At 72.6% G+C, this 23,729-nt stretch carries 17 protein-coding genes; 6 read left to right on the top strand and 11 right to left on the bottom strand.

Annotation, left to right across the window (positions count from 1 at the left end; translation table 11 throughout):
- Positions 1–9: 9 nt before the first annotated feature.
- The 3 genes from ACWEJ6_RS39790 to ACWEJ6_RS39800 are packed head-to-tail and all read right to left on the bottom strand — an operon-like array spanning position 10 to position 4,533.
- Complete coding sequence (locus ACWEJ6_RS39790) at positions 10–873, bottom strand: AraC family ligand binding domain-containing protein (RefSeq protein ID WP_452430643.1); 864 nt, start codon at positions 871–873, stop codon at positions 10–12.
- Positions 870–2,687, bottom strand: coding sequence for a protein kinase domain-containing protein (locus ACWEJ6_RS39795; protein ID WP_452430645.1), 1,818 nt, complete (start codon positions 2,685–2,687; stop codon positions 870–872). Before ACWEJ6_RS39795 ends, ACWEJ6_RS39790 begins: the two co-directional genes overlap by 4 nt.
- Before the next feature lie 10 nt (positions 2,688–2,697).
- On the bottom strand, positions 2,698–4,533 hold the full coding sequence (locus ACWEJ6_RS39800; protein ID WP_452430647.1) for a serine/threonine-protein kinase: 1,836 nt from the start codon (positions 4,531–4,533) through the stop codon (positions 2,698–2,700).
- A gap of 286 nt (positions 4,534–4,819) precedes the next feature.
- Here ACWEJ6_RS39800 and ACWEJ6_RS39805 point away from each other — a divergent pair, with 286 nt between their 5' ends.
- Positions 4,820–5,737 (top strand): chorismate mutase, encoded by a 918-nt coding sequence (locus ACWEJ6_RS39805; RefSeq protein ID WP_452430649.1) that lies wholly within the window; start codon positions 4,820–4,822, stop codon positions 5,735–5,737.
- Positions 5,738–5,772: 35 nt separating this feature from the next.
- Here the strand turns inward: ACWEJ6_RS39805 and ACWEJ6_RS39810 are convergent, their stop codons facing one another.
- Both ACWEJ6_RS39810 and ACWEJ6_RS39815 read right to left on the bottom strand, forming a co-directional pair.
- Entirely contained in the window at positions 5,773–6,951 is a 1,179-nt protein-coding gene (locus ACWEJ6_RS39810) for an SGNH/GDSL hydrolase family protein (protein ID WP_452430651.1), read from the bottom strand.
- A 189-nt stretch (positions 6,952–7,140) separates the two neighbouring features.
- Positions 7,141–8,505: an amino acid permease gene (locus ACWEJ6_RS39815; RefSeq protein WP_452430653.1), complete on the bottom strand. Its 1,365-nt coding sequence runs from the start codon at positions 8,503–8,505 to the stop codon at positions 7,141–7,143.
- A 169-nt stretch (positions 8,506–8,674) separates the two neighbouring features.
- On the opposite strand from ACWEJ6_RS39815, the gene dnaE reads away from it, so the two are divergent.
- Together dnaE and ACWEJ6_RS39825 are read left to right on the top strand one after the other, a co-directional pair.
- Complete coding sequence (dnaE, locus tag ACWEJ6_RS39820; RefSeq protein ID WP_452430655.1) at positions 8,675–12,202, top strand: DNA polymerase III subunit alpha; 3,528 nt, start codon at positions 8,675–8,677, stop codon at positions 12,200–12,202.
- A 150-nt stretch (positions 12,203–12,352) separates the two neighbouring features.
- Positions 12,353–13,723, top strand: a complete 1,371-nt coding sequence (locus tag ACWEJ6_RS39825; protein ID WP_387666473.1) for an amidase — start codon at positions 12,353–12,355, stop codon at positions 13,721–13,723.
- Here the strand turns inward: ACWEJ6_RS39825 and ACWEJ6_RS39830 are convergent.
- Positions 13,720–14,232, bottom strand: coding sequence for a hypothetical protein (locus tag ACWEJ6_RS39830; RefSeq protein ID WP_452430657.1), 513 nt, complete (start codon positions 14,230–14,232; stop codon positions 13,720–13,722). The two genes, ACWEJ6_RS39825 and ACWEJ6_RS39830, sit on opposite strands and share 4 nt — an antisense overlap.
- 63 nt (positions 14,233–14,295) lie before the next feature.
- Between ACWEJ6_RS39830 and murA the strand changes: the two genes are divergently transcribed.
- Both murA and ACWEJ6_RS39840 read left to right on the top strand, forming a co-directional pair.
- Positions 14,296–15,606 (top strand): UDP-N-acetylglucosamine 1-carboxyvinyltransferase, encoded by a 1,311-nt coding sequence (gene murA, locus ACWEJ6_RS39835; RefSeq protein ID WP_352324923.1) that lies wholly within the window; start codon positions 14,296–14,298, stop codon positions 15,604–15,606.
- Between the two features lie 52 nt (positions 15,607–15,658).
- Positions 15,659–17,884, top strand: coding sequence for a transglycosylase domain-containing protein (locus ACWEJ6_RS39840; RefSeq protein WP_452430659.1), 2,226 nt, complete (start codon positions 15,659–15,661; stop codon positions 17,882–17,884).
- A 61-nt stretch (positions 17,885–17,945) separates the two neighbouring features.
- Here ACWEJ6_RS39840 and ybaK read toward each other — a convergent pair whose 3' ends face one another.
- Together ybaK and ACWEJ6_RS39850 are read right to left on the bottom strand one after the other, a co-directional pair.
- Positions 17,946–18,401 carry a Cys-tRNA(Pro) deacylase gene (ybaK, locus tag ACWEJ6_RS39845; protein ID WP_358294295.1) on the bottom strand — a complete coding sequence of 152 codons (456 nt, stop codon included), beginning with the start codon at positions 18,399–18,401 and terminating at the stop codon, positions 17,946–17,948.
- Between the two features lie 62 nt (positions 18,402–18,463).
- Positions 18,464–19,201: a helix-turn-helix domain-containing protein gene (locus ACWEJ6_RS39850; protein ID WP_452430661.1), complete on the bottom strand. Its 738-nt coding sequence runs from the start codon at positions 19,199–19,201 to the stop codon at positions 18,464–18,466.
- Between the two features lie 55 nt (positions 19,202–19,256).
- Here ACWEJ6_RS39850 and ACWEJ6_RS39855 point away from each other — a divergent pair, with 55 nt between their 5' ends.
- Positions 19,257–20,378, top strand: coding sequence for an MFS transporter (locus ACWEJ6_RS39855; protein WP_452430663.1), 1,122 nt, complete (start codon positions 19,257–19,259; stop codon positions 20,376–20,378).
- Here the strand turns inward: ACWEJ6_RS39855 and ACWEJ6_RS39860 are convergent.
- The 3 genes from ACWEJ6_RS39860 to ACWEJ6_RS39870 all read right to left on the bottom strand — a co-directional run bounded on the left by ACWEJ6_RS39860 (position 20,375) and on the right by ACWEJ6_RS39870 (position 23,369).
- Positions 20,375–22,033 (bottom strand): trypsin-like peptidase domain-containing protein, encoded by a 1,659-nt coding sequence (locus ACWEJ6_RS39860; protein ID WP_452430665.1) that lies wholly within the window; start codon positions 22,031–22,033, stop codon positions 20,375–20,377. The two genes, ACWEJ6_RS39855 and ACWEJ6_RS39860, sit on opposite strands and share 4 nt — an antisense overlap.
- Before the next feature lie 91 nt (positions 22,034–22,124).
- A complete protein-coding gene (gene ligD, locus ACWEJ6_RS39865; protein ID WP_352358387.1) occupies positions 22,125–23,126 on the bottom strand; it encodes a non-homologous end-joining DNA ligase in 1,002 nt (333 codons plus the stop codon).
- A 48-nt stretch (positions 23,127–23,174) separates the two neighbouring features.
- On the bottom strand, positions 23,175–23,369 hold the full coding sequence (locus tag ACWEJ6_RS39870; RefSeq protein WP_387666495.1) for a hypothetical protein: 195 nt from the start codon (positions 23,367–23,369) through the stop codon (positions 23,175–23,177).
- Positions 23,370–23,729: the final 360 nt, after the last annotated feature.

Consider the following 23,729-nt stretch of genomic DNA (forward strand, 5'->3'; position numbering starts at 1 on the left):
GGAAACAGCTTATGAACTGGGCAAATATCCGGTCTTGTACGTTCCTGCAGCCTTTTGGTAGGCGGCGGGCGGAACGCCCACGACGCGCTTGAAGTGGCGGTTCAGGTGGGCCTGGTCGGTGAAGCCGACGTCCGCCGCGACCTGCGCCGGGCGTACCCCCTCAAGGAGCAGCCGGCGGGCCTGCCGCACGCGCAGCGAGGTGAGGTAGGCGTGCGGCGGCAGGCCCGTCACGGCCTTGAACGCGCGCAGCAGCGGGAACGGCCGCACCCCCACCGCCGCCGCCAGCGCCTCCAGCGTCGGCGGGTCGAGCAGGCTCTCGTGCAGCAGCGCCATCGCCTCGCGCACCGCCTGCCGGCCCGCGCCCGGCGGGCTCGCGTCCGGCCTGGGCGCGGCGTGCCTGCTCAGCAGCTTGGCGAACAGCGTGCGCGACAGCGTGGAGGCGGCCAGCGCGTCGCCGCGCTCGGCCGCCTGGTGCGCCCGCTCGAGCAGGGCCGCCACCTCCGGGTCGCGCACCACCTGGTGGGGGAAGTACGGGGTGGCCAGGGGCGCGTCGAGCTCGGCCGCGATCCCGGCCAGCGCCTCGACCGAGGGATACAGCATCCGGTACGCCCACCCGCCCGGCGTGCCCGCCTGACCGGTGTGCACCGAGTCCGGGTTGACCAGCACCAGCTCGCCCGCGCCCGCCCGGTGCAGGGTGCCGCGGTAGTCGAACTCCTCCACGCCCGCCACGATCAGCCCGATGGCGTACCCGTCGTGGACGTGCCGGGAGAAGCGGTGGGTGACGTAGCGGGCCTTAAGCAGGTCGGTCTCGGGAACGGCCGGATGCCGCCAGAACCGGGCCCGTTCCCGCGTGCCGTCGTGCTCCGGCGTCATTCCGGGCGGAAGGTCTTGACGAAGGTGTCGAACCAGTGCCGGTCGGCGGCCCAGCGGGAGTCGAGGGTCTCCCAGTACAGGGCGTACGGGCGGCCGGCCGCGGTGTGGAAGCCGCGGTTGATCACGTGGATGAGCTGGCCCTTGCGCATCTGGGTGAACTCCCAGTCGGAGGCGCGCAGGCCGAGGTATTCGGTGGGGGTGATGCCGATCCGGGTGTAGTGGTCGAACTCGCCCTTGGCCTTGATCTCCTTCTCCAGGCCGAGCCAGTGCTGTTGCGGGTCCTTCCACGGGATGTCGGGGACGGTCCACTCCACGATCATCGCGCCGGGGGTGCCGGGGCCGGACAGGCGGATGCTGTCCCTGGTGGGGTTCTTGGCGGCCGTCCAGGTCTTGGGGACGGCCATGGAGAAGTGGCCGGCGGCGCTGGTGAGGGGGCGCCAGCCGGCGGGCACCGCCGGGGCCGTGGGGGTCGGCTCGCCGGTGGGTTTCTTGGTCGGCTGGGGGCTCGGCTCGGGCGTCGGGGACTTCGACGGCGGCGTCGAGGGGCCGGGGGTGGGGTCGCCGGTGGCGGGCGGCTGGCCGCCGGCCGTCGGGGTGGGCGTGGCGGAGCCTGACAGCTGGTCGTAGAGCAGCACGCCGCCGCCGCCCAGGAGCGCCAGGACGGCCACCGTGGCGGGCACCGCGATCCACATCGTCCGGCCGCGCCGCCGCGGGTCTCCCGGGACCGTCCGGTGCGGCGGCCGCGCGTCGCCGGTGACGGGCGGCGATCCCTGCGGCGCGGGGTAAGGGCCGCTGGGGGTGGCATGGGGGCCGCTCGGGCTGTGGTGCGGGCCGCTGGGCGTGGGGTGGGGGCCGCTCGGGGTGGGATGCGGGCCGCTGGGGGTGGCGTGCGGGCCGTGCGGGGCCGGGTTCTGGGGGTACGGGCCTTGGGGGGACGGGCCGGGGGCGGCGGGCCCAGGGGCCGGGAAGGGGGCCGACCACATGGGGGTCTGGTCGGCCAGCAGCGGTTGCCCGGTCGCCACCTGGTGCAGCAGGCGCGCGGCCTCGCCGGCCGGCATCCTGGCCGCCGGGTCGCGCCGCAGCAGCCCCATGATGACCGGCTGCAACGCCCCTGCCCGCACGGGCGGCTCCGGCTCGTCGCGCAGCACGGCCGCCACCGTGGCGGCCCACGAGTCGCGTTTGAACGGCGGCCGCCCCTCCACCGCCGCGTACAGGGTGGCCCCCAGCGACCACAGGTCGGACTCCGGACGGGCGGCCTCGCCGTTGAGCCGCTCCGGCGGCATGTACGCCGGCGTGCCCACCAGCCCGCCGGTCGCCGTCAGCCCCGACTCGGCCTCCAGCGCGGCGATGCCGAAGTCGGTCAGCACGACCCTGCCGTCGTCGGCCAGCAGCACGTTCTCGGGCTTCACGTCACGATGGAGCACCCCGGTGGCGTGGGCGGCCCGCAGCGCGTCGAGCACCCGGCCGCCGACCATCGCCACCAGCGCCGCCGGCAGCGGCCCGCGCTCGCCGATCACCTCGGCCAGCGACCGCGACCGGACGAGCTGCATGACGATCCACGGCCGGCCGTCCTCCTCGACGACGTCGTGGATGACGATCACCGACGGGTGGTCGAGGCGGCCGGCCGCCCTGGCCTCCCTGATGGTCCTGCGGTTGAGGTCGGCCCGCTTGGCGTCGCCCACGCCCGTGTAGCGGACCTCCTTGATCGCCACCGTACGGTCGAGCAGCTCGTCGTAGGCACGCCAGACCACCCCCATGCCGCCCTCCCCGAGGGGCTCGATGAGGCGATACCGGTTGCTGACCTGCCTTTCCACGCAGGGAAGCCTACTTGGCGGGTTTGAAGGTCGCGCTGAAGCCCTCGAAAAGGTGGTAGTCCTTCTTCCAGTGGCTGTTGAGGGTGTGCCAGTAGATGGCGTACGCCTTCCCGTTCTCGGTGATGAAGCCGCGGTCGCGCACCCGGGTCTTGCCCGTGTTGGTGTTCCAGGTGAAGTCCCAGTCGGCGGCGGCCTTCATGTAGTCGACCTTCTTGATGCCGATCTTCTTGTAGCCGCCGAAGTTGTGCTTGAGCGACGGCTCCTGCTTCTTCCAGTCCTTGTACGGGTCCTTGCCGGGCTTGGCCGCCTCCTCGATCATCAGGTAGGCGTTCGGGGCCGCGCCGGGGCCCTTGAACTTGACCTGCCGGCCGCCGCGGTCCCAGACGTCCCAACCCTTGGGCAGCCCGATGGAGAAGCCGAGCTCCTTGTCCTTGTACATCTTCCAGCCGCTGGGCAGCGGGTCGGCGTCCTCGGTCTTGTCCGGCGTGGCCGAGGGCGAGGAGGACGGCGAGGACGAGGGCGTGCTCGTGGCCGGCGGCTTCGACTCGGTGCCCGAGGTGGACGCGGTGGGCGCGGAGGACGAGGTGTGGGCCTTGGCCGACTGCCTGGCCTGCGGCGGCCTGGACGAGTGGTCCTCGGGGGCCGACCTCAGGCCGAGATAGCCGCCGACCCCGGCGACCAGCACGACCGCCGCGGCGGCCAGCGCGATCGGCCCGAACTTGCGGCCCTGCCGGCGGCTGCTCACCGTGGGCTCGCCGGTGGGCGCGTCGGGGAGCGCGTCGGGGAGCGCGGAGTCCCTGGTCGAGGGCGGGATCCGCCCGCCGGTCCCGACGGGCGGCGGCGTGCCGGCGGCCCTGCTCCTCGGCGTGGGCGCGGGCCTGGGCGTGGTCCGGGGCGCGGGCCTGGGCGGGGGGACGGGCAGGTCGGGGTCGGTCGGGGTGTCGTCCTCGTCCTCGACGGGGTCCGGGGCGGGGACGGCGGCGCGCAGCTTCCGGCTGGGGAACCGCCTGGTCTCGGCCGGGCTCGACGCGGTGGCGGCCTCGCGCAGCATCCGCGCGGCCTCCTCGTACGTCAGGCGCTGCACCGGCTCCTTGACCAGCAGCCCGCTGATCACCCCGGCCAGCGGCCCGGCGTGCGGGGCGGGGTCGGGCTCGTCGGTCAGGACGGCGTGCATCGTGGCCAGCGCCATGCCGCGCTCGTGCGGCGAGCGGCCCTCGACGGCCGTGTAGAGCGTCGCGCCCAGCGACCACAGGTCGGACTCACGGCGCGCGGGCAGCCCCTTGAGCCGCTCGGGCGCGATGAACGCGGGGGTGCCCGCCAGGCCCGTCACGGTGAGCTGCGTCTCGGTCTCCAGCGTGGCGATGCCGAAGTCGGTCAGCACGACCCTGCCGTCGTCGGCCAGCAGCACGTTCTCGGGCTTGACGTCGCGGTGGAGCACCCCGGCCTCGTGCGCCCGGTGCAGCGCGTCGAGCACGGCGACGCCGATCTCGGCCACCCGCTCGGGCGGCAGCGGCCCCTCCTGCTTGATCACCGCCCCCAGGGAGCGCGACTGGACCAGCTGCATGACGATCCAGGGCCGGCCGTCCTCCTCGATCACGTCGTGGACGACGATCACGTTGGGGTGCTCGAACCTGGCCGCGGCCCGCGCCTCGCGCATCGTGCGCCGGTTGAGCAGCTGCACCTCGTCGCCCAGGGCAGCGGCGTAGCGGACTTCCTTGATGGCGACGGTGCGGTCGAGGAGCTCGTCGTGGGCGCGCCAGACGATGCCCATGCCGCCCTTGCCGATGGGCTCCAGCAGCTCGTACCGGCCGGCGATGCGGCGTCCGTCCTGCTTGCGATCCGACATCAACGGCCTCAAACCCTCCCTCTCGGCCAAGAAATACTCCCATAGCGAGGGATCATCGGCGACTCGCCGGAAGGTCAGTCCGCCATATGAGAAGGAACGTCCAGCAGGTGGAGGCGGGTGTAAGGTTTCAGACATGACTTGTCGCTACACCTTTACCGAGCCGGCTCCGGGAGGGCCGGTCGTCAGCTAGCGACCACCTGGAGTCGGCACAAGGCAGAGACGCCCCGTCTCTGCCTTTTTGGTTTTCCTGCCGGCTTCGCTGGGCCGGCCCGAGTGGGGAGTCGAGATGACATCGACCTTGGAGCGGCACATGGTGACGATCGGCGGGCTGCGCGTGGGTCACGGCCCGGCCGTGGTGATCGGCGGGCGGGTGAGCCTGCGCCCGCATCGGGGGCAGGTCGACGCGCGTGAGGCGCTGGGGGAGCGGGCCACGCTGGTGGAGCCGTACTCGGCGGCCGACCTGCCGGCGATCGCGGCGCTGGCCGACGCCGTGGTGGTGGGGGCCACGTGGACGCGCGACATCCCGCTGGTGCGGGCCGCGGCCGGGCTCGGGCTGCCGGTGGTGGTCGAGCGGCGGCCGTCGGCGTCGGTGGAGGAATGGGTGGGCCTGGCCGGCTACTGCGCGGCCGAGGGGAACGACCAGGTGGTCCTGTGCGAGGGGGGCCGGCTCGACCTCGGGGTGCTGCGGGCGGCGCGGGCCGCGTCGGGGCGTCCGGTGCTGGCCGACGTCTCGCGCGACCCGGGGCTGGCGGCGGCGGCCGTGGCGGCGGGCGCCGACGGCCTCGTGGTCGCCGGTCCCGGCGGCACCGGCGGCTCGGGCGGCACCGGCGGCTCCGGTGGCTCGGGCGCGTCCGGGCGGGCGGACGAGGCTGCGGACGTGCGGGCGGCCGAGGAGGCCGTGACGCTGGTCGGCGCGTTGTTGCGGCCCGAGTCGCCGGCGACGCTGGCCGAGTGCCGGGAGGCGATCGACCGGGTCGACGCGGCGCTGGCCACCCTCCTGGAGCGGCGCGCCGCCCTGGCGGGCGTCGTTCAGCGGCTCAAGCCGGTGGGCGGGTTCGCGGGGCGCGACCTGGCGCGGGAGCGGGCGCTGGTGGCGCGGATGGCGACGCGGGCGCCCCAGCTGGGGGAGGAGCGGCTGGCGGCGGTGATGAACGCCGTCATCGAGGCGGGCCTCCACCTGGCCGAGGAACGCGCCCGCCGCTGAGGCCATCCCTGAGCCGGGGGCGGGACGCTCGCGGCTCAGGGGGTGGTGAGGCGGTAGTTGTGCAACGGGCGGCCGGGGCCGGTGGCGATCTGCTGGTTGATCAGCTCGGCGAAGCGGCGGTAGCCGTCGCCGGTGGGGTGGAAGCTGCGGGCGTTGACGGTCAGCGGGTCCATGTCCACGGCCAGGCTGTTGAGGTACGGCTGCGGCGTGCCGGCCTCGTGGCCCGTGAACGCCTCGTAGGCGTCGACGTACTCGACGCTGCCGGGGGCGCCGAGGCCGGCCAGGCCGCGGTCCTGCTCGGCCGTGACGGCGCCCACCGTGTCGTTGAGCTTGCGCGTGACGGTGTTGAGCCACCGCTGGTCGGCCACGCTCAGGTTGTCGACCGTGCGGACGGGCGAGGCGGGGAACGGCCTGGGGTAGCCGAGGACGATGACCCGGGCCCCCGGCGCGCGGGCGCGCAGCTCGCCGAGCACCCTGGTCAGGCTGGGCCGCAGCTCGGCGATGCGCCGGGCGACCGTGGCGTCCTGGTCGACGCAGGCCGACGACCAGGGCAGCTTGACGATGCACCCGGTCAGGACGTCGGTGAACCCCGCGTCGTTGCCGCCGATGCTCAGGGTCACCAGGCTGGCCGACGGGCCGACTCGGGTGATCTGGGGCTGCTGGCCGTACTGGCCGGACAGGAGCTGGCGGGTGGTGGCGCCGCTGCAGGCGTAGAAGGCGCTGCCGCCGGTGAACGGGTGCGCCTTCGCCACCAGCGGGACGTAGGAGCCGCGGGCGCGGTGGCAGCGGTCGGCGCCGTCGTTGACCGGGCCGGCGTCCTGCTCGTAGACGCCCTCGCCGGAGGAGTAGGAGTCGCCGAGCGCGACGTACGTGCCGCTCAGCGCCGCCTGGACGGGCGTCAGCCGGGTCAGCCGCGGCAGGTCGCCGCGCGGCTCCTGGAGCGGCCCGCAGCCGGGGGAGAGCACGGCGCAGGCGAGCTTCGGGTAGACGCCCAGTGGCACGCCGATCAGCGCGAGCGCGGCACCCGCCGCCGCTGCCGCCGCCGCGACCCGCCACACCTGCCGCCCCCGCCCCTGCCGCTCCGCCCCGACCCCGCCCCCGACCGGCGCCAACGGCTCGACGGCGGGCACGCCGGACGGCTCGGTGGCGGGCTCAGTGGCGGGCCCGGCGATGGGCTCGGCGGCAGACACGTGGCTGGGCCCGGGAACAGACACGGTGGCGGGCCCCTGAGCGGACACGGTGAGGGGCATGGTGGCGGACGCGGTGGCGGGCTCGGGCCCGGTGGTGTCCGGTGGCTCGGTGGCGGGGACGGCGGTCGCCGCCCGGCCGAGCGCGGGATCGAGTGTGTCGTCCAGCTTGTCCAGTGTGGCCTCCCCCGAGCGGCGACTCCTGCCCGGACGAGACTAACCCGCCTCCTGCGCGGCCTTCCGCGTCCGGCGGCGGCGGCGTACCACCAGCCAGCCGAGCGCGATGCCCGCGACCAGGGCCGGGATGAGGAAGAAGGCCACCCGCTGATCGCGGTCGGCGAACGGCATCAGCAGGATCACCAGCACCAGGAACCCGAGCGTCAGCCAGTTGGTGTACGGCGAGCCCGGCATCGGGAACGCCGACCGGTGCCCGGTGGCGCGCAGCCGGGTCTGGCAGTAGACGAGCACCCCCCACGTGGTGATCACCCCCAGCGAGGCGACCGCCGTGGCGATGTTGAAGGCGCGCTCGGGCAGGTAGTAGAACAGCGCCACGCCGCCGAGGAACATGGCCGCGGTGAACACGATCCCGCCGATCGGCACGTGCCGGGAGCTGAGCGCGGCGGCGAAGGCGGGGGCCTCCCGCTTGGTGGCCATCGACCGCAGGATGCGGCCGGTGGCGTACAGGCCCGAGTTGCAGGACGAGAGCGCGGCGGTGATCACCACGAGGTTCATGGCGTCGGCCGCCCAGGGCACCCCGAGCCCGGCGAAGAACGTGACGAACGGCGAGGTGCCGGCGCTGTAGGCCGTCCAGGGCAGGACCATCGCCAGCAGCAGCACCGAGCCCACGTAGAAGATCGCGATGCGCCAGATCACGCCGTTGATCGCCCGCGGCATGACCTCGTGCGGCCGGGCGGTCTCGCCGGCGGTGATGCCGACCAGCTCGATCGAGGCATAGGCGAACACCACCGACTGCAGGCTCATCAGCACCAGCGGGAAGCCGGTGGGGAAGAAGCCGCCGTGCGCGACCAGGTTGCGCGGCCCGGCGTCGCCGACGGCGAAGACCACCAGCACCAGCGCGACCACCAGGAAGATCACGATGGCCAGCACCTTCAGCATCGCGAACCAGAACTCCAGCTCGCCGAACAGACGGACCGACAGCAGGTTGACCGCCAGCACGAACCCCAGCGCGAGCAGCGCGGTCAGCCACTGGGGGAAGCCGCCGGCCCAGTAGTGGACGTACGCGGCGATGGCGGTCAGTTCGGCGATGCCGGTGAAGGCCCAGTTGACCCAGTACATCCAGCCGCTGGCGAAGGCCGCCCACGGGCCGATGAACTCGCCCGCGTACTCGACGAAGGAGCCCGAGGCCGGGCGGTAGAGCACCAGTTCGCCGAGCGCCCGCATGACGAAGAAGGCGGCCAGCCCGGCGGTGGCGTAGGAGAGCACGAGCGCGGGCCCGGTGGCGGCCAGGCGGCCGCCCGCGCCGAGGAAGAGGCCGACCCCGATCGCGCCGCCGATCGCGATCATCTGGATCTGGCGGTTGCCCAGCGCGTGGCTGTACCCCTCGTCGGACTGCGTGCGCACCCGGTGTCTCCTTCATTACTTTGCGTGAGGGAGACGATATCGAGGCCGGTGGCCGCGACGCTTCCGGCGCGCCGGTCCCGCGGGGCGCGCGAGGCGGCTCCGGGATGTCGGTCGGGCCCACTAGAGTCGGAGCGCACCATCGCATCCAGACCCGGGGAGGCGCCGCTCCATGTCGTCCAGCGACTCGTTCGTCCATCTGCATGTGCACACCGAATACTCCATGCTCGACGGGGCCGCCCGGCTCAAGCAGATGTTCAAACAGGTCGGCGACCTGGGCATGCCCGCCATCGCGATCACCGACCACGGCAACATGCACGGCGCGTACGACTTCTACAAGCAGGCCACGGGCGCCGGCATCAAGCCGATCATCGGCATCGAGGCCTACGTCGCGCCGGAGCTGCGGCACAACAAGAAGCCCGTGCTGTGGGGCGAGCCGCACCAGAAGAAGGACGACGTCTCGGCGGGTGGCTACTACACCCACATGACGATCTGGGCGCGCAACAAGACCGGCCTGCACAACCTGATGAAGCTCAGCTCGCGCGCCTACACCGAGGGCTTCGTGCGCAAGTGGGCCCGCATGGACGCCGAGATCCTGGCCGAGCACGCCGACGGCCTGATGGCCACCACCGGCTGCCCGTCGGGCGAGGTGCAGACGAGGCTGCGGCTCGGCCAGTACGACGAGGCGCTCAAGGCCGCCGCGAAATATCAGGAAATCTTCGGCAAGGACAACTTCTTCCTGGAGATCATGGACCACGGCCTCGACATCGAGCGCCGGGTCCGCGACGGCCTGACCCGCATCAGCAAAGAGCTCGCCATCCCGCCGCTGGTGACCAACGACTCCCACTACACCTACGAGTCCGACGCCGCCTCCCACGACGCCCTCCTGTGCATCCAGACCGGAAAGCAGCTGTCCGACCCCGACCGCTTCCGCTTCGACGGCTCCGGCTACTACATCAAGACCGCCGACGAGATGCGCGCCGTCGACTCCTCCGACCTGTGGGCCGAGGGCTGCCGCAACACGCTCCTGGTGGCCGAGAAGGTCGATCCGACCGGGTTCTTCGAGTTCAAGAACCTCATGCCCACCTACCCCATCCCCGACGGCATGACGGAGAGCGAGTTCTTCCGCAAGACCGTCTGGGAGGGCATGGACCGCCGCTGGCCGGAGGGCTACGACGACGAGCACAAGCGGCAGGCCGAGTACGAGATCGGCATCATCGAGCAGATGGGCTTCCCGAGCTACTTCCTCGTGGTCGCCGACTTCATCATGTGGGCCAAGCAGAACGGCATCCCGGTCGGCCCGGGCCGTGGCTCGGCGGCCGGCTCGCTGGTGGCGTACGCGATGGGCATCACCGACCTCGACCCGCTCCCGCACGGCCTGATCTTCGAGCGCTTCCTCAACCCCGACCGCGTCTCCATGCCCGACGTCGACATCGACTTCGACGAGCGCAGGCGCGGCGACGTGATCCGCTACGTGACCGAGAAGTGGGGCGCCGACAAGGTCGCCATGATCGCCACGTTCGGCACCATCAAGGCGAAGGCCGCCATCAAGGACGCCGGTCGCGTCCTGGGCTATCCCTACGCGCTGGGCGACAAGGTGTCCAAGGCGTTCCCGCCGGCCGTGATGGGCAAGGACATCCCGCTGTCGGGCATCTTCGACAAGGACCACCCGCGCTACAACGAGGCCGGCGAGCTGCGCCGGCTCTACGAGGAAGACGTCGACGTCAAGGCGACGATGGACCTCGGCAAGGGCCTGGAGGGCCTGATCAGGCAGACGGGCGTGCACGCCGCCGGCGTGATCATGTCCCGCGAGGTGATCACCGACCACATCCCGATCATGCGCCGCGACTCCGACGGCGCGATCATCACGCAGTTCGACTACCCGACCTGCGAGACGCTCGGCCTGCTGAAGATGGACTTCCTGGGCCTGCGCAACCTCACGATCATCGACGACTGCCTGAAGATGATCGAGTCCACCACCGGCGAGCAGATCGACCTGCTGAAGCTGCCGCTCGACGACCGGAAGACGTACGAGCTGCTGGGCAGGGGCGACACGCTGGGCGTGTTCCAGCTCGACGGCGGCGGCATGCGCTCGCTGCTGCGGCTGATGAAGCCCGACAACTTCGAGGACATCTCGGCCGTCGGCGCCCTCTACCGTCCCGGCCCGATGGGCGCCAACTCCCACACCAACTACGCCCTGCGCAAGAACGGCCAGCAGGAGATCACCCCGATCCATCCGGAGTTCAAGGAGTCGCTGGCCGAGATCCTCGACACGACCTACGGCCTGATCGTCTATCAGGAGCAGGTCATGGCCATCGCGCAGAAGGTCGCCGGGTTCTCGCTCGGCAAAGCCGACCTGCTGCGCCGGGCGATGGGCAAGAAGAAGAAGGCCGAGCTGGACAAACAGTTCGAGTCCTTCGAGAGCGGCATGAAGGACAACGGCTACTCGGCCGACGCCGTCAAGACGCTCTGGGACATCCTGCTGCCCTTCTCCGACTACGCCTTCAACAAGGCCCACTCGGCGGCCTACGGCCTGGTCTCCTACTGGACGGCCTACCTCAAGGCCAACCACCCGGCCGCGTACATGGCGGCGCTGCTGTCGAGCGTCAAGGACGACAAGGACAAGTCGGCCCTCTACCTCAACGAGTGCCGCCGCATGGGCATCAAGGTGTTCCCGCCCGACGTCAACGACTCCGACTTCGACTTCACCCCGCGCGGCACCGACATCCGCTTCGGCCTTTCGGCGGTGCGCAACGTCGGCGGCAACGTCGTCGACGGCATCATCTCGGCGCGCAAGTCCAAGGGCCGCTTCGCCGACTTCAAGGACTTCCTGCGCAAGGTGCCCGCGATCGTGTGCAACAAGCGCGTGATCGAGTCGCTGGTCAAGGCCGGGGCCTTCGACTCGCTCGGCCACGTGCGCAAGGGCCTGGTCATGGTGCACGAGCAGGCCGTCGACGCGATCATCGACATCAAGAAGAACGAGGCCATCGGCCAGGACTCCCTGTTCGGCGCGATCGACGGCGGCGAGGACCAGACCTTCGACGTGCAGATCCCGCCCGGGGAGTGGGACAAGAACACGCTGCTGCAGTTCGAGCGGGAGATGCTCGGCCTCTACGTCTCCGACCACCCGCTGTTCGGCGTGGAGCACATCCTGGCCGCGGGGGCCGACTGCTCGATCGCCGCCGTCCAGGACGAGAGCCGGGCCGACGGGCAGGTCGTGACGCTGGGCGGCATCCTGAGCGGGGTGCAGCGCAAGGTCACCAAGAAGGGTGACACGTGGGTGCTCACCCAGCTTGAGGACCTCGAAGGCGCGATCGAGGTGATGATCTTCCCGTCGGCGTACCAGCTGTGCTCGACGATCCTGGCCGAGGACGCGATCGTCTTCGTCAAGGGGCGCATCGACAAGCGGGAGGACGTCGCGAAGGTCATCGCCATGGAGGTGACCGCGCCCGACCTCACCCAGGAGGCGGGCGGGCCGCTGCTGGTGAGCCTGCCGCTGACCCGGTGCACGCCGCCGGTGGTCGGGCGGCTGAAGGAGATCCTCACCACGCATCCGGGCACCTCGGAGGTGCACCTCCAGGTGCACAACGGGCCGAAGACGACCGTCATGCGGGTCGACGACCGCCTGCGGGTGTCGCCGTCACCGGCGCTGATGGGCGACCTCAAGCAACTCCTCGGCCCCGCCTGCCTGGGCGCCTGACCCTCCGGAGCCTCCTCGGCGCGGCCCGCCTCGGCGCGTGACCGCGCCGGGGCTCGCCGGACCGGCTTGTGGGCGGGTGCCAAGGCGGGCGGGGGAGGTGGGCAAAGGTCGCCGTCGTGTCCCGGCGCGCGGGTGGGGCAGGATCGCAGGGTGAGCGAACTGCACTACCTGACCGCGACCGAGATGGCCCGCCTGATCAGGGCCGGGCAGGTGAGCGCCGTGGAGCTGCTCCAGGCCCACCTCGACCGCATCGAGCAGGTCAACCCCCAGGTCAACGCCATCGTGACGCTGGTGGCCGAGCGGGCGCTGGAGGCGGCCAGGGCGGCCGACGCGGCCGAGCCCGAGGGGCCGCTGCACGGCGTCCCGGTGGCCCACAAGGACCTGGTGGACACCGCGGGCATCCGCACCACGTACGGTTCGCCGCTGTTCGCGCGGAACGTCCCCGACAAGGACGACCTGATCGTGCGCCGGCTGCGCGCCGCCGGGGCGATCACGATCGGCAAGACGAACACGCCCGAGTTCGGCACCGGCTCGCACACCGTCAACGAGGTGTTCGGCGCCACCAGGAACCCCTACGACCTGGCCAGGTCGGCCGGCGGCAGCAGCGGCGGGGCCGCGGCGGCCCTGGCCACCGGCATGGTCCCGCTGGCCGACGGCTCCGACATGGGCGGCTCGCTGCGCAACCCCGCCTCGTTCTGCAACGTCGTGGGCCTGCGCCCCACGCCGGGCCGCGTCCCCGACCCCTCCGACACGGCCGCCTGGTACACGCTGGCGGTGCCGGGGCCGATGGCGCGCACGGTCGACGACCTCACGCTGATGCTCGGGGCCGTCGCCGGGTTCGACGCCCGGTCGCCGTTCGCGATCAAGGAGGAGTTCGCGCCCGAGCCCGAGCAGGGGGTGCGCGGGCTGCGGGTGGCATGGAGCCCCGACCTGGGCGGGCTGCCGGTCGATCCGCGCACGGCCGCGGTGACCGCGACGGCGCCGGCCGTGTTCGAGGAGCTGGGGGCGCACGTCGAGCAGGTCGCGCTCGACCTGTCCGACGCCGAGGACGCCTTCCGGATCTACCGCGCCTGGTACTACGCCCTGTCCTTCGGCGACCTGACCGGCCTCGGCCCCAACACGAGCTGGAACGTCGAGCGGGGCCGCACGGTCACCGGCGCCGACCTGGCCCGCGCCGAACGGCTGCGCAGCGGCCTCTACCAGCGCATGGCCGGCTTCTTCGACACCTACGACGTGCTGCTCGCGCCGGTCAGCCAGGTGCCGCCGTTCCCGGTGGAGCAGCCGCACGTGAGCGAGATCAACGGCGAGCGGCTGCCCGACTACCTGGCCTGGATGCGTTCGGCGTACTGGATCAGCGTGCTGCACGCGCCGGCGGCCTCGGTGCCGGCCGGGTTCACGCCCGAGGGGCTGCCGGTCGGGGTGCAGATCGTCGGGCGGCCGTTCGCCGACGCCCGGGTGCTGCGCGTGGCCCGCGCGTTCGAGCAGGCCACCGGCCACGGCCTGCGCCGCCCGCCGGTCTAGGGCTCGAGGCCGTACGGGTGCCGCAACGGCGACTCTCGGTAGCCGTGCATGCCCTCCAGCAGCCCGAACAGGCCGACCGCGAGCAGCGGCCAGGCCACCAGCACCCCCTCGGCGGTCAGCTTCAGCGCCCCGGGCACGATCCGCACCCCGGGCTCGGCCGCGGCCTCCACCACCACCGCGCCGACCGTGAACGTGGACCCGGCCCACAAGGTGAGGAAGCTGCCCGCCACCCCGCCCGCGCACAGCCCGAGCAGCACCGCCAGCATCCAGCGCCGCCCGGCGAACCACGCCAGACCGCCGCAGAGCAGCCCCAGCGCGCCGGTGATCACCGCGAACCAGCCGTCGGCCGCGATCAGCGCCTGCGTGGTGAGGTCGGCCAGCACCAGGCCGTGCTCGGTCACCTGGTAGGGAGCCCGCGGCGAGATCGCGGACCAGCTGAGCCCGGCGGCGACCCCGAGAGTGGCGAGTATGAGGACAGTTACCGCAAAAGCGCGTACTTCCCTCGTCACGCCATTCCCCCTCACAACTGCATCCGAACCAGCTCGATGGTATCTCCCGGTTAGGCTCGCTTCGTGATTGCAGAAGAGGTCTGGTTGATCGAGCCCTCCGGCCCCCTCCGCGGGGACGTCGTCGTACGGGGCTCCAAGAACGGTGTGTCCAAGCACATGGTCGCCGCCATGCTGGGCAACGGCGAGAGCAGCATCCACAACGCCCCCGACGTGGGCGAGGTGGGCATCACCGCGGCGATGCTGGAGGCGCTCGGCATCCACGTCGAGATCGCCGGTCCCGAGATCCGCATCGAGCGCGGGGCGGAGATCAGGCCGCGGGTGCCCGACGCGTTCACCGGGCTCAACCGCATCCCCATCCTCATGCTCGGGCCGTTGCTGCACCTGGCGGGGGAGGCGTTCGTGCCGCTGGTCGGCGGCGACCCGATCGGGCGGCGGCCGGTGAACTTCCACGTGGAGGCGTTGCGCTCGATGGGGGCCGAGGTGGAGGTGGGCGACACCGGCATCTCGGCCAAGGCCAAGCGGCTCAACGGGGCCCGGCTCGAACTGCCGTACCCCAGCGTGGGGGCGACGGAGACGATCCTCATGTCGGCGGTGCTGGCCGAGGGCAAGACCGTGCTGAAGAACGCCGCCATGGAGCCCGAGGTGGTGGAGCTGGCGCTGTTCCTGCAGCGCATGGGCGCCCGGATCGAGCTGTCGCCCGACCGCCGGATCGTCATCGAGGGCGTCGAGCACCTGCGCGGCGCCTCCACCTGGCTGACCGGCGACCGCATCGAGGCGTTCTCCTACCTGGCGGCCGGGCTGATCACCGGGGGAGAGGTGCGCGTGCACGGCTGCCCCCAGGACCGCCTGGTCACCGCGATCACCACGCTGGCCAGGATGGGCGCCCGGTTCGACATCAACGACGAGTACCTGTGCGCCACCGCCCCGCCCGAGGGGCTGCGCTCGGCGGCCGTGCAGACCGACACCCACCCCGGCTTCATGACCGACTGGCAGACGCCGCTCATGGTGCTGTTCACGCAGAGCCAGGGCATGTCGGTGCTGCACGAGACGGTCTTCGAGAACCGCCTGGTCTACGTGCCCGCGCTGCAGCGGATGGGCTGCGAGATCGAGGTGTTCGACCAGTGCCTGGGCGGGCCGGCCTGCCGTTACCACGACACCAACGCCCGGCACTCGGCCGTGGTGCGCGGCGTCTCCAAGCTCAGGGGCGCCGACGTGACGCTGCCCGACATCAGGGCCGGGTTCTCGGCCGTGCTGGCCGCAGCGGTGGCCGACGGGACGTCCACGCTGCGCGGCGTGCACCACATCGAGCGGGGCTACCACCGGCCGTACGAGCAGTTCGCCTCGCTTGGTCTGAACATCCGAAGAGAACGGTAAAGACCGGGGAAGTGGGCGTTTGCCGATGATCTGCTGGTTGCAGATCATCTGCGTGACCGTACTCAGATCCATCGGTGGCCTCGCCATGGCGGGGGCGCTCGGCGGGGTGCTGGCGGCGGCACTGGCCGTTCCCGTGGTGAGCGGCGGCGGCCTGGCCGCCAAGAACGTCGCCGACACCTTCGTCGACCTGCCGCCCGCGCCCCGCGAGGAGCCCCTGGCGCAGGTGACCAGGCTGCTGGACAAGGACGGCAGGCAGTTCGCCCAGTTCTACGAGGCCAACAGGACGGCCGTGCCGCTCGGGGCCGTGGCGCCGCTGATGCGCAAGGCCATCGTGGCCATCGAGGACGCCCGCTTCTACGAGCACGGCGGCCTCGACGTCCGGGGCACGTTGCGGGCACTGCTCACCAACACGCAGGCGGGCGGCATCCGGCAGGGCGGCTCGTCGCTGACGCAGCAGCTCGTCAAGAACATCCTGGTCGAGAGCGCTCGCACCGATGCGGAACGGGACAAGGCGCGCGCCCCCAACCTGGCCCGCAAGATCACCGAACTGCGGTACGCGATGGCGCTGGAACACAAGTACCGCAAGGACGAGATCCTTGAGCGCTACCTCAACATCGCCTACTTCGGCGCCGGCGCCCACGGCGTGGAGGCGGCGGCCCGGCGCTTCTTCTCCACCACCGCCGCCAAGCTGACGCTGACCCAGGCGGCCACGCTGGCGGGGGCGGTGCGGATGCCGTACTCGACCGACCCCTCGCTCGGCCGCTCGCACCAGGCGCGGCTGAAGGAGCGGCGCGACCTCGTGCTGGACCGCATGGCCGGGCTCAAGCTGATCACGCAGGCCCAGGCGAGCGCCGCCAAGAGCACGCCGCTGGCCCTGCGGCTGAAGCCCGAGCCGGGCGGCTGCGGGCAGAGCGCGTACCCCTACTACTGCCTGTACGTCCAGAACGAGATGTTGTCGAACCCGGCGTTCGGCAACACCCCGGCCGAGCGGCGGGCCAGGATGGCGAGGGGCGGCCTGGTGGTCAGGACCGGCCTCGACCCGGTCGCGCAGCGCGCGGCCGAGCGCGCGATCCGGCGGCACGTCTCGCCGGAGGACACCGAGGTCGCCGCGGAGGCCATGGTCGAGCCCGGCACCGGCCGGATCAGGGCGATGGCGGCCAGCAAGGAGTTCGGCCGCAACCGCGGCAACAAGAAGAACGGCCCGCGGACCACCTTCAACCTGCCCGCCGACGTGGCGCACGGCGGCGGCCAGGGCTTCCAGGCGGGCTCGACGTTCAAGGTCTTCACCCTGGCCACGGCGTTGCAGCAGGGCTGGCGGTTCGGCGACGGCTTCCAGACGCCGGGGGAGCTGGTGCCCGCGCAGGGCTACCGCAACTGCGCCGGCCGGCCGGTCAACGACCCCGGCACGCGCATACTCAACGCCAGCGGCGAGGGCTCGGGCGGCCCGCACAGCATCGAGACCGGCACCTGGAAGTCGGTGAACATCTTCTACATGATGCTGGAGCGCAAGGTCGGGCTCTGCAACGTGGTCAAGACGGCCAGGGCCCTCGGGGCGGTGCGGGCCGACGGCCGGCCGCTGCGCGAGGTGCCGACGTTCACGCTGGGCGTCAACGAGATGGACCCGGTGACGGTCGCGGGGGCCTTCGCCACGTTCGCGGCGCGCGGCCTGCACTGCCGGCCGCTGGCGATCGTGGAGATCACCGACCGGAGCGGCCGGCGCGCGCACGTGCCGCCGTCCTGTGAGCAGGTCATGGAACGGCCGGTCGCCGACGCCGTCAACCACGTGCTGTCCGGGGTGTTCGACAAGGGCACCATGCAGGGGCAGAGCGTCGGCCGCCCGGCCGCCGGCAAGACCGGCACCAACAACGGCTACACCTCGGCCTGGTTCGCCGGGTACACGCCGGACCTGGCGGCGGCGGTGAGCCTCGGCGACATCCGGGGCTCCTACCGCTATCCGCTGCAGGGCGTGCAGATCGGCGACCAGTACTACGGCGCCGTGCAGGGGGCGTCGCTGCCCGGCCCGATCTGGGTCGAGTCGATGCAGCAAGCCCTGGACCACACCGAGCCGAGGGGCTTCCCCGGGCCGGACATGGGCCGGTTCGGCGGCGGGTTCACGCCCGGCCTGAAGGAGGCCGAGGCGCAGGAGCAGGACAAGAAGAAGAACCGGCGGCAGGGCGAGCGCGCGTTCTTCCGGCATCACCGGCGGCTGTTCGAGTGGCTGCTCGGGCAGGGCCCGCCCGACCCGTCGTTCCGCCGCCCGCGCCACCGCTCCCGGTAGCCGCCCGACCCGTCGTTCCGCCGCCGGCGCCACCGCTCCCGGTAGCCTTCCGTCGGGACGCTCAGCCGGCCTTGCCGATGGGGGCGGTGACCGCGCGGGTGAGGGTGATCAGGTTGTCGGGGGCGGTCTCGATCTGGAGCCCGCGCCGGCCGGCCGAGAAGTAGATCGTCTCGTGGTCGAGCGCCGAGGAGTCGACCACGGTGGGAAGCTGCTTGCGCTGGCCGAGCGGGCTGATGCCGCCCACCACGTAGCCGGTCACCCGCTCGACCTTGGCCGCCTCGGCCATGGCGGCCCGCTTGCCGCCCAGCGCCGAGGCCAGGGCCTTGAGGTCGAGCTTGCCCGACACCGGCACGACCGCCACCGCGAGGCCGCTCTCGGTCTCGGCGACGAGCGTCTTGAAGATGCGGTCGTAGGGCACGCCGAGCGCGTCGGCGGCCTCCTCGCCGTAGGCCTGGGCGCTCGGGTCGTGATCGTAGGGGTGGAGCGTGAAGTCGGCCTTGGCCTTGGTCAGCGCCATGGTGGCCGGGGTGCCGCCGCCCTTGCCTTTCGTTTTGCTCACGTCTGACAAGTGTAGCGAATCTACATTGTAAAGGCGCGGCCCGGCGTGTACCCGAGCGCCCGCCGGAAGACGTCGATGAACGCGCTGGCCGAGGCCCAGCCGCAGCGATGGGCGACCACGGTCACCGGCAGGCCGTCGGCCAGCAGCAGCAGCGCCTGGTGCAGGCGGAGCTGGGTGCGCCACTGGGGGAAGCTCATGCCGAGCTCGCGGCGGCACAGCCGGGCGAGCGTGCGCTCGCTGGTGCCCGCCAGGGCGGCGAGGGTGGCCAGGGTGCGTCCGTCGGCGGGGTCGTCGTGCAGGGCGGCGCAGACGGCGACCAGGCGCGGGTCGCGCGCGGCGGGCACGTGGAAGGGCTGCTCGGGCGCGCGTCTGAGCCGGTCGAGCAGGACGGCGAGGAGCCGTTCGCGCTCCTCGCCCACGGGGGCGTCGTCGTCGGTGTAGGCCATGACGAGCTCGCGCAGCAGCGGGCCGACGGCGAGCACGGCGGGCCGGTCGAGGCCGAGCGGATTGTCGGTGAGCCCGACCAGGCGCAGGTCGGTGCTGCCGTGGGCGCGGTGTTCGTGCACGGTGCCGGCGGGCACCCAGATGGCGCGGTTGGCGGGGGCGACCCAGGTGCCGGCGTCGGTGGTGACGGAGAGCATGCCGGCGCAGGCGTAGGCGATCTGGTGGGTGTCGTGCCGGTGGGCGTCAATGCCCGTGCCGGGGGCCAGGGGGCGGCGGCCGGTGGGCGCCACGGGGGTGTGGCGGATATTCGGCATAGATTGGCAATTTATCGGAAGCAGGCCAGGTCGGGCCGGGGACATCATCGGTGGCGTGAACAGGATCCGGTCGCTGGCGGCGGGGCACGCGTGCGTGGACTTCTACCAGGGCGCGGTGCCCGCGTTGGTGCCGTTCCTGGTGTCCGGGCGGGGGTACGGCTATGTGGCGGTGTCGGGGATCGTGCTGGCGGCCACGTTGTCGTCGTCGGTCGTGCAGCCGGTCTTCGGGCTGCTGACGGACCGGTGGCGGATGCCGTGGCTGATCCCGTCGGCCATGGTGGTGGCGGGGGCGGGCGTGGCGTGCGCCGGGGTGACGGGGTCGTACGCGGTGACGTGGCTGGCGGCGGCGGTGTCGGGGCTGGGGGTGGCGGCCTACCATCCGGAGTCGGCGCGGCTGGCCAGGATCGCCAGCGAGGGCGGTCATGTGCGGATGAGCTGGTTCTCCTTGGGCGGGACGCTGGGGTTCGCCTCGGCGCCGGTGCTGGTGACGCCGCTGTTGTCGGCGTGGGGGCTGGGGGCCTCGCCGCTGCTGGCCGTGCCGGCGGTGCTGGGGGCGGTGCTGACGCTCCCTGCGGTGCGGGCCTTGGCGGGCGGCCGGGGCGGGGCGCGTCCGGCGGTGGGGTCGGTGGGCCGTGACGACTGGCCGGGGTTCGCCCGGCTGACGTCGGTGATCGTCTTCCGGTCGGTGGTGTACGTCGGTCTGAGCGCGTTCGTGGCCCTGTACGTGGGCGGCGGCGCGGCGGGCGCGGTGGCGTTGTTCGTGCTGTTCGCGGGCGGGGCGGCGGGCACGGTGCTGGGCGGCCGGCTGGCGGCCCGGTGGGGGAGGGTGCCGGCGATGCGGGCGGCGTACGCGGCGGCGGTGCCCGCGGTGGCCGGGGTGGTGCTGGCGCCGGGCCCGCTGGTCTACGTCTTCGTCGCGGCGTCGTCGGTCGCCCTGTACGTCCCGTTCTCCTTGCACGTGACCCTGGGGCAGGATCTGCTGCCGAACCGGGTGGGCACGGCGAGCGGCGTCACGCTGGGGCTGGCGGTGAGCGTGGGCGGCCTGACCAGCCCGCTGGTGGGCGCGGTCGCCGAAGCCGCCTCGCTCAGGACGGCGCTGGCCTGCCTGATCGCCTTCCCGGTGCTGGCCTGGCTGCTGGCGCGGACGCTGCGGGAACCGGCGCCGGCCGCTGCCTAGCCGGTGGCGGTGCGCAGGCGCAGGACGGCGGAGTTGTCGCGCTGGGCGGGGTCGAGGCGGGTGGAGGTGACGTGCATGGTGACCGGCAGGGCGGCGTCCGCGTCGCGGCCGACGGCGACCTTGGCGGAGATGCGGACCGGCCGGCCGGGGTGGATGACGTCGATCACGCATTCGGCCCGGTGGTCGCCGTGGCGGCAGGTGGCGCCGTCGACGGAGGTCAGGGTGGCGCCGGCCGGGAGCGTGAGGGTGACGGGCACCTGGGCGGCGGCCATGAGCCCGCGCATGGTGACGGTCGCGGTGACGGTGGCGGTGCCGCCGCGGCGGACGGGCGCGCCGGGGCCGGCGGCGTCGAGGGAGAGGGAGTCGTAGACGCCCTTGGGGTCGGCCTGGCGGACGATCGCGCCGTAGCCCTCCGCGTTGAGCGCGGTGGCGACGGAGTTGCCGTCGGGCTCGCCGTCCTCCTTGCCCGCTGACAGCACGCCGACCAGGTCGTCGCTGCCGCGGACGACCCATGGCCCGCCGCTGTGGCCCTTGGCCAGGTGGCAGTTGTAGGTCTCCATCCGTCCGGCCGGGTCGCCGGCGCCGGCCAGCCGGGCGGCGAGCATGTCGCCGGTGGTGTTCTCGCCGCGGGCTTGCTGGGTGCGGCCGAGGCACCAGAGCTGGTCGCGTCCGTCGTAGGGCCGGCGGCCGAGCACGCCGGGGTAGCCGGAGGTGGCGATGGTGAAGCGGCCGCCCTCGTTGCGCAGGGGGGTGAAGGCGCCGACGGTGTCCTGCAGGGTGCGGTTCCGGCCGCCGACCTCGACGAGCGCGACGTCGTAGACGGAGTTCCAGTCGCCGCCGGTGCGTCCGGTGTAGGCGTCTGGCTTCCAGGCGCGCCGTCCGCCCCATCTGCCGTACGGCTCGCGCTGCGCGGCGGTGGCGGCGCGGCCGTCGTAGGCGGGGACGAAGGCGAAGTTGGTGTGCCAGGTGCCGGACGCGGAGCCGTCGGGGCTGCTGTAGACGCAGTGGGCGGCGGTGATGACCAGCAGCCTGCTGGCCGAGCGGACGACGGAGGCGCTGCAGGAGTCGTCGCGGCCGGTGGCGTTGACGAAGAACAGGCGTCCGGTGGCGCGGCTGTTGCCGTCGGCGGTGTACGGCCGGCGCACGGGGGCGTAGCCGTTGGCGTCGCCGCCGGGGGTGAGCCGTTTGGCGCCGGGCACGCTGCGCCGCTCGGCCGCGCTGTTCTGGGCGGCGCTGTTCTGGGCCGCGCTGTTCTGGGCGGCGCTGTGGTCGGCGGTGCTCTGGGTGGCGGTGCCCTTGGCGGCCGTGTCGTGGGCGGCCGTGTCGTGGCCGGTCGTGCTGGGCGGGAGGGCGACGGCCTTGGCCTTGGCCTGTTTGCCGGGCGTCCAGTAGCGGGCGGCGCGTCCCGGGCGCATGATCGGCGACGACGCGGCGCCCGGACTGCGGTCCCGGCTCTGCACAGGGCGCTGGGCAGGGCGCTGGGCAGGGTGCTGGGCGGGGTGCTGGGCGGTGGGGGCCTTGAGCGGGGGCGGTTCGGCGGTGGCGGGCGGGGTGACGAGGGCCGTGGCGGGCGCGGTGGTGAGCGCGGTGGTGAGTGCGGTGGCGAGTGAGACGCCGGCGAGCGCGGCGAGCGTGGTGACCAGAGTCTTCGACACGATGTCCCCCTGGGCGGTCCGAGGCGATTCCGATCACTGTAAGTCATGACTTCATCACTTAGCGTGCCCAAGCGGGACGTGTCGCGCCCGGTCAGCCCGCCGCGGCGTCCCCGGGGGCGAGGAACTCGGCGGTGCTCGCCTCGCCGGGTTCGCGGTCGGGGCGCAGGCCGCGCCAGGAGGGGTGGCGCAGCCGGCCGTCGCCGGTGACCTCGGCGTACTGGACCTCGCCGACGACGCGGGGCTCGACCCAGTGCGCGTGGCGGGCGTGCTCGCGTGGGACGGGCTCGTCGAAGGGCGGCCCGGGGCGTTCCAGGGGCGTGAGGAGGTCCTGGAGGTCGCGCAGCATCTGCTGGGTGAAGCCGGTGCCGACGTGCCCGACGTAGAGCAGGCGGCCGCGCGGGTCGTAGGCGCCGAGCAGCAGCGAGCCGATCATGCCGGACCGTCGTCCGCCGCCGGGGTGCCAGCCGCCGATGACCACCTCGGCGGCGCTGACGTTCTTGACCTTGGTCCATTCGCCGCTGCGCCGGCCGGGCCGGTAGGGGGAGCCGAGCCGCTTGCAGACGATCCCTTCGAGCCCGAGCTGGCGGGAGGAGTCGAAGGCGCGGTCGGCGTGGTCGGCGAACCACACGGGCACCTCCCAGCGGAAGCCGGGCCGCAGGGTGTCCTCCAGCAGCTCGCGGCGCTCGCGGTAGGGGCGGCCGATCACGCTGTCGGCGTCGAGGTGCAGGATGTCGAAGGCCATGAACGTCACCGGCACCGCCCGGGTGAGCTCGGCGACGGTGGCGGGGTTGCGCTGGTGCATGCGGGGCTGGAGGGCGGCGAAGCTGGGGCGTCCGGTCTCGTCGAAGGCGACGATCTCGCCGTCGATCACGGCCGCGTGCCGGCCGGTGGAGCCGGCCATGAGCTGGAGCTCGGGGTAGGCGGGGGTGATGTCCTTGTTGTTACGGGACATCAGGCGGACCGAGCCGCCCTCGACGTAGGCGAGGGCGCGTACGCCGTCCCATTTCATCTCCACGGCCCAGCCCTCGCCCTGGACGGAGGTCAGGGTGCCCAGCTGGGCCATCATCGGCGCGTAGGCCGGCAGCCCCACCATGGATCATGCCGTACCCCGGGGGGTTGATCGACAGTGGCGGGCCGGGGTCTACAAATGGTCAAGCGAGGTGTCTTCCACCAGTTCGCCGAGGTCTACACCGTGTTCGTCCAGTTCGGACACCGTCTTGCAGTAGCCGCGCAGGTACGTCCGGCCGTTGACGCGGTGGGAGACGCGCAGCAGTGGACGATCATCGAGGATGATCGCCTCCACCAGGATGCCGCCGGGGGCTCGCCACTGTCCCATGCCGCCCAGGGTAGGCGAGTGGACATAATGGACATGTAATGCGAAAGGCTTTACGAACCGCCTACGGCGCGCCGAGCGGGGCAAACAGCCGCAAGGTTATTTTTAACTCACCGAGAGTTTTCTTTGCCGCAGGGTGTTAGACGCCTGCCGGGCCGGGCAGAAGGGGGCCAGGCCATTCCCCCCGGCCGTGACCGCGCCCCCGTGGCGGCCACGGCCACTCGGCCCCGGCTTGGCCCGGTCCGGGGCTCCGGCGGCCGCGAGCGCGACGGCGCCTGCAACCAGGCGAAGTTGAAGCTCTGGTGCAGCTCGTCCGGGCGTACGTAGAGGGCGAGGTCCTCGGCGCTGTCGGTCCAGACCTCG

Source organism: Nonomuraea sp. NPDC004702 (genome assembly GCF_053601695.1).

What these genes read in the sequence shown, in the direction of transcription:
- ACWEJ6_RS39805 (WP_452430649.1), top strand. Translation starts at nt 4,820, where the DNA reads ATGACATCGACCTTGGAGCGGCACATGGTGACGATCGGCGGGCTGCGC.
- ACWEJ6_RS39850 (WP_452430661.1), bottom strand. Translation starts at nt 19,201, where the DNA reads ATGCCGAATATCCGCCACACCCCCGTGGCGCCCACCGGCCGCCGCCCC.
- dnaE (WP_452430655.1), top strand. Translation starts at nt 8,675, where the DNA reads ATGTCGTCCAGCGACTCGTTCGTCCATCTGCATGTGCACACCGAATAC.
- ybaK (WP_358294295.1), bottom strand. Translation starts at nt 18,401, where the DNA reads ATGGCGCTGACCAAGGCCAAGGCCGACTTCACGCTCCACCCCTACGAT.
- ACWEJ6_RS39790 (WP_452430643.1), bottom strand. Translation starts at nt 873, where the DNA reads ATGACGCCGGAGCACGACGGCACGCGGGAACGGGCCCGGTTCTGGCGG.
- ACWEJ6_RS39800 (WP_452430647.1), bottom strand. Translation starts at nt 4,533, where the DNA reads ATGTCGGATCGCAAGCAGGACGGACGCCGCATCGCCGGCCGGTACGAG.
- ACWEJ6_RS39870 (WP_387666495.1), bottom strand. Translation starts at nt 23,369, where the DNA reads ATGGGACAGTGGCGAGCCCCCGGCGGCATCCTGGTGGAGGCGATCATC.
- ligD (WP_352358387.1), bottom strand. Translation starts at nt 23,126, where the DNA reads ATGGTGGGGCTGCCGGCCTACGCGCCGATGATGGCCCAGCTGGGCACC.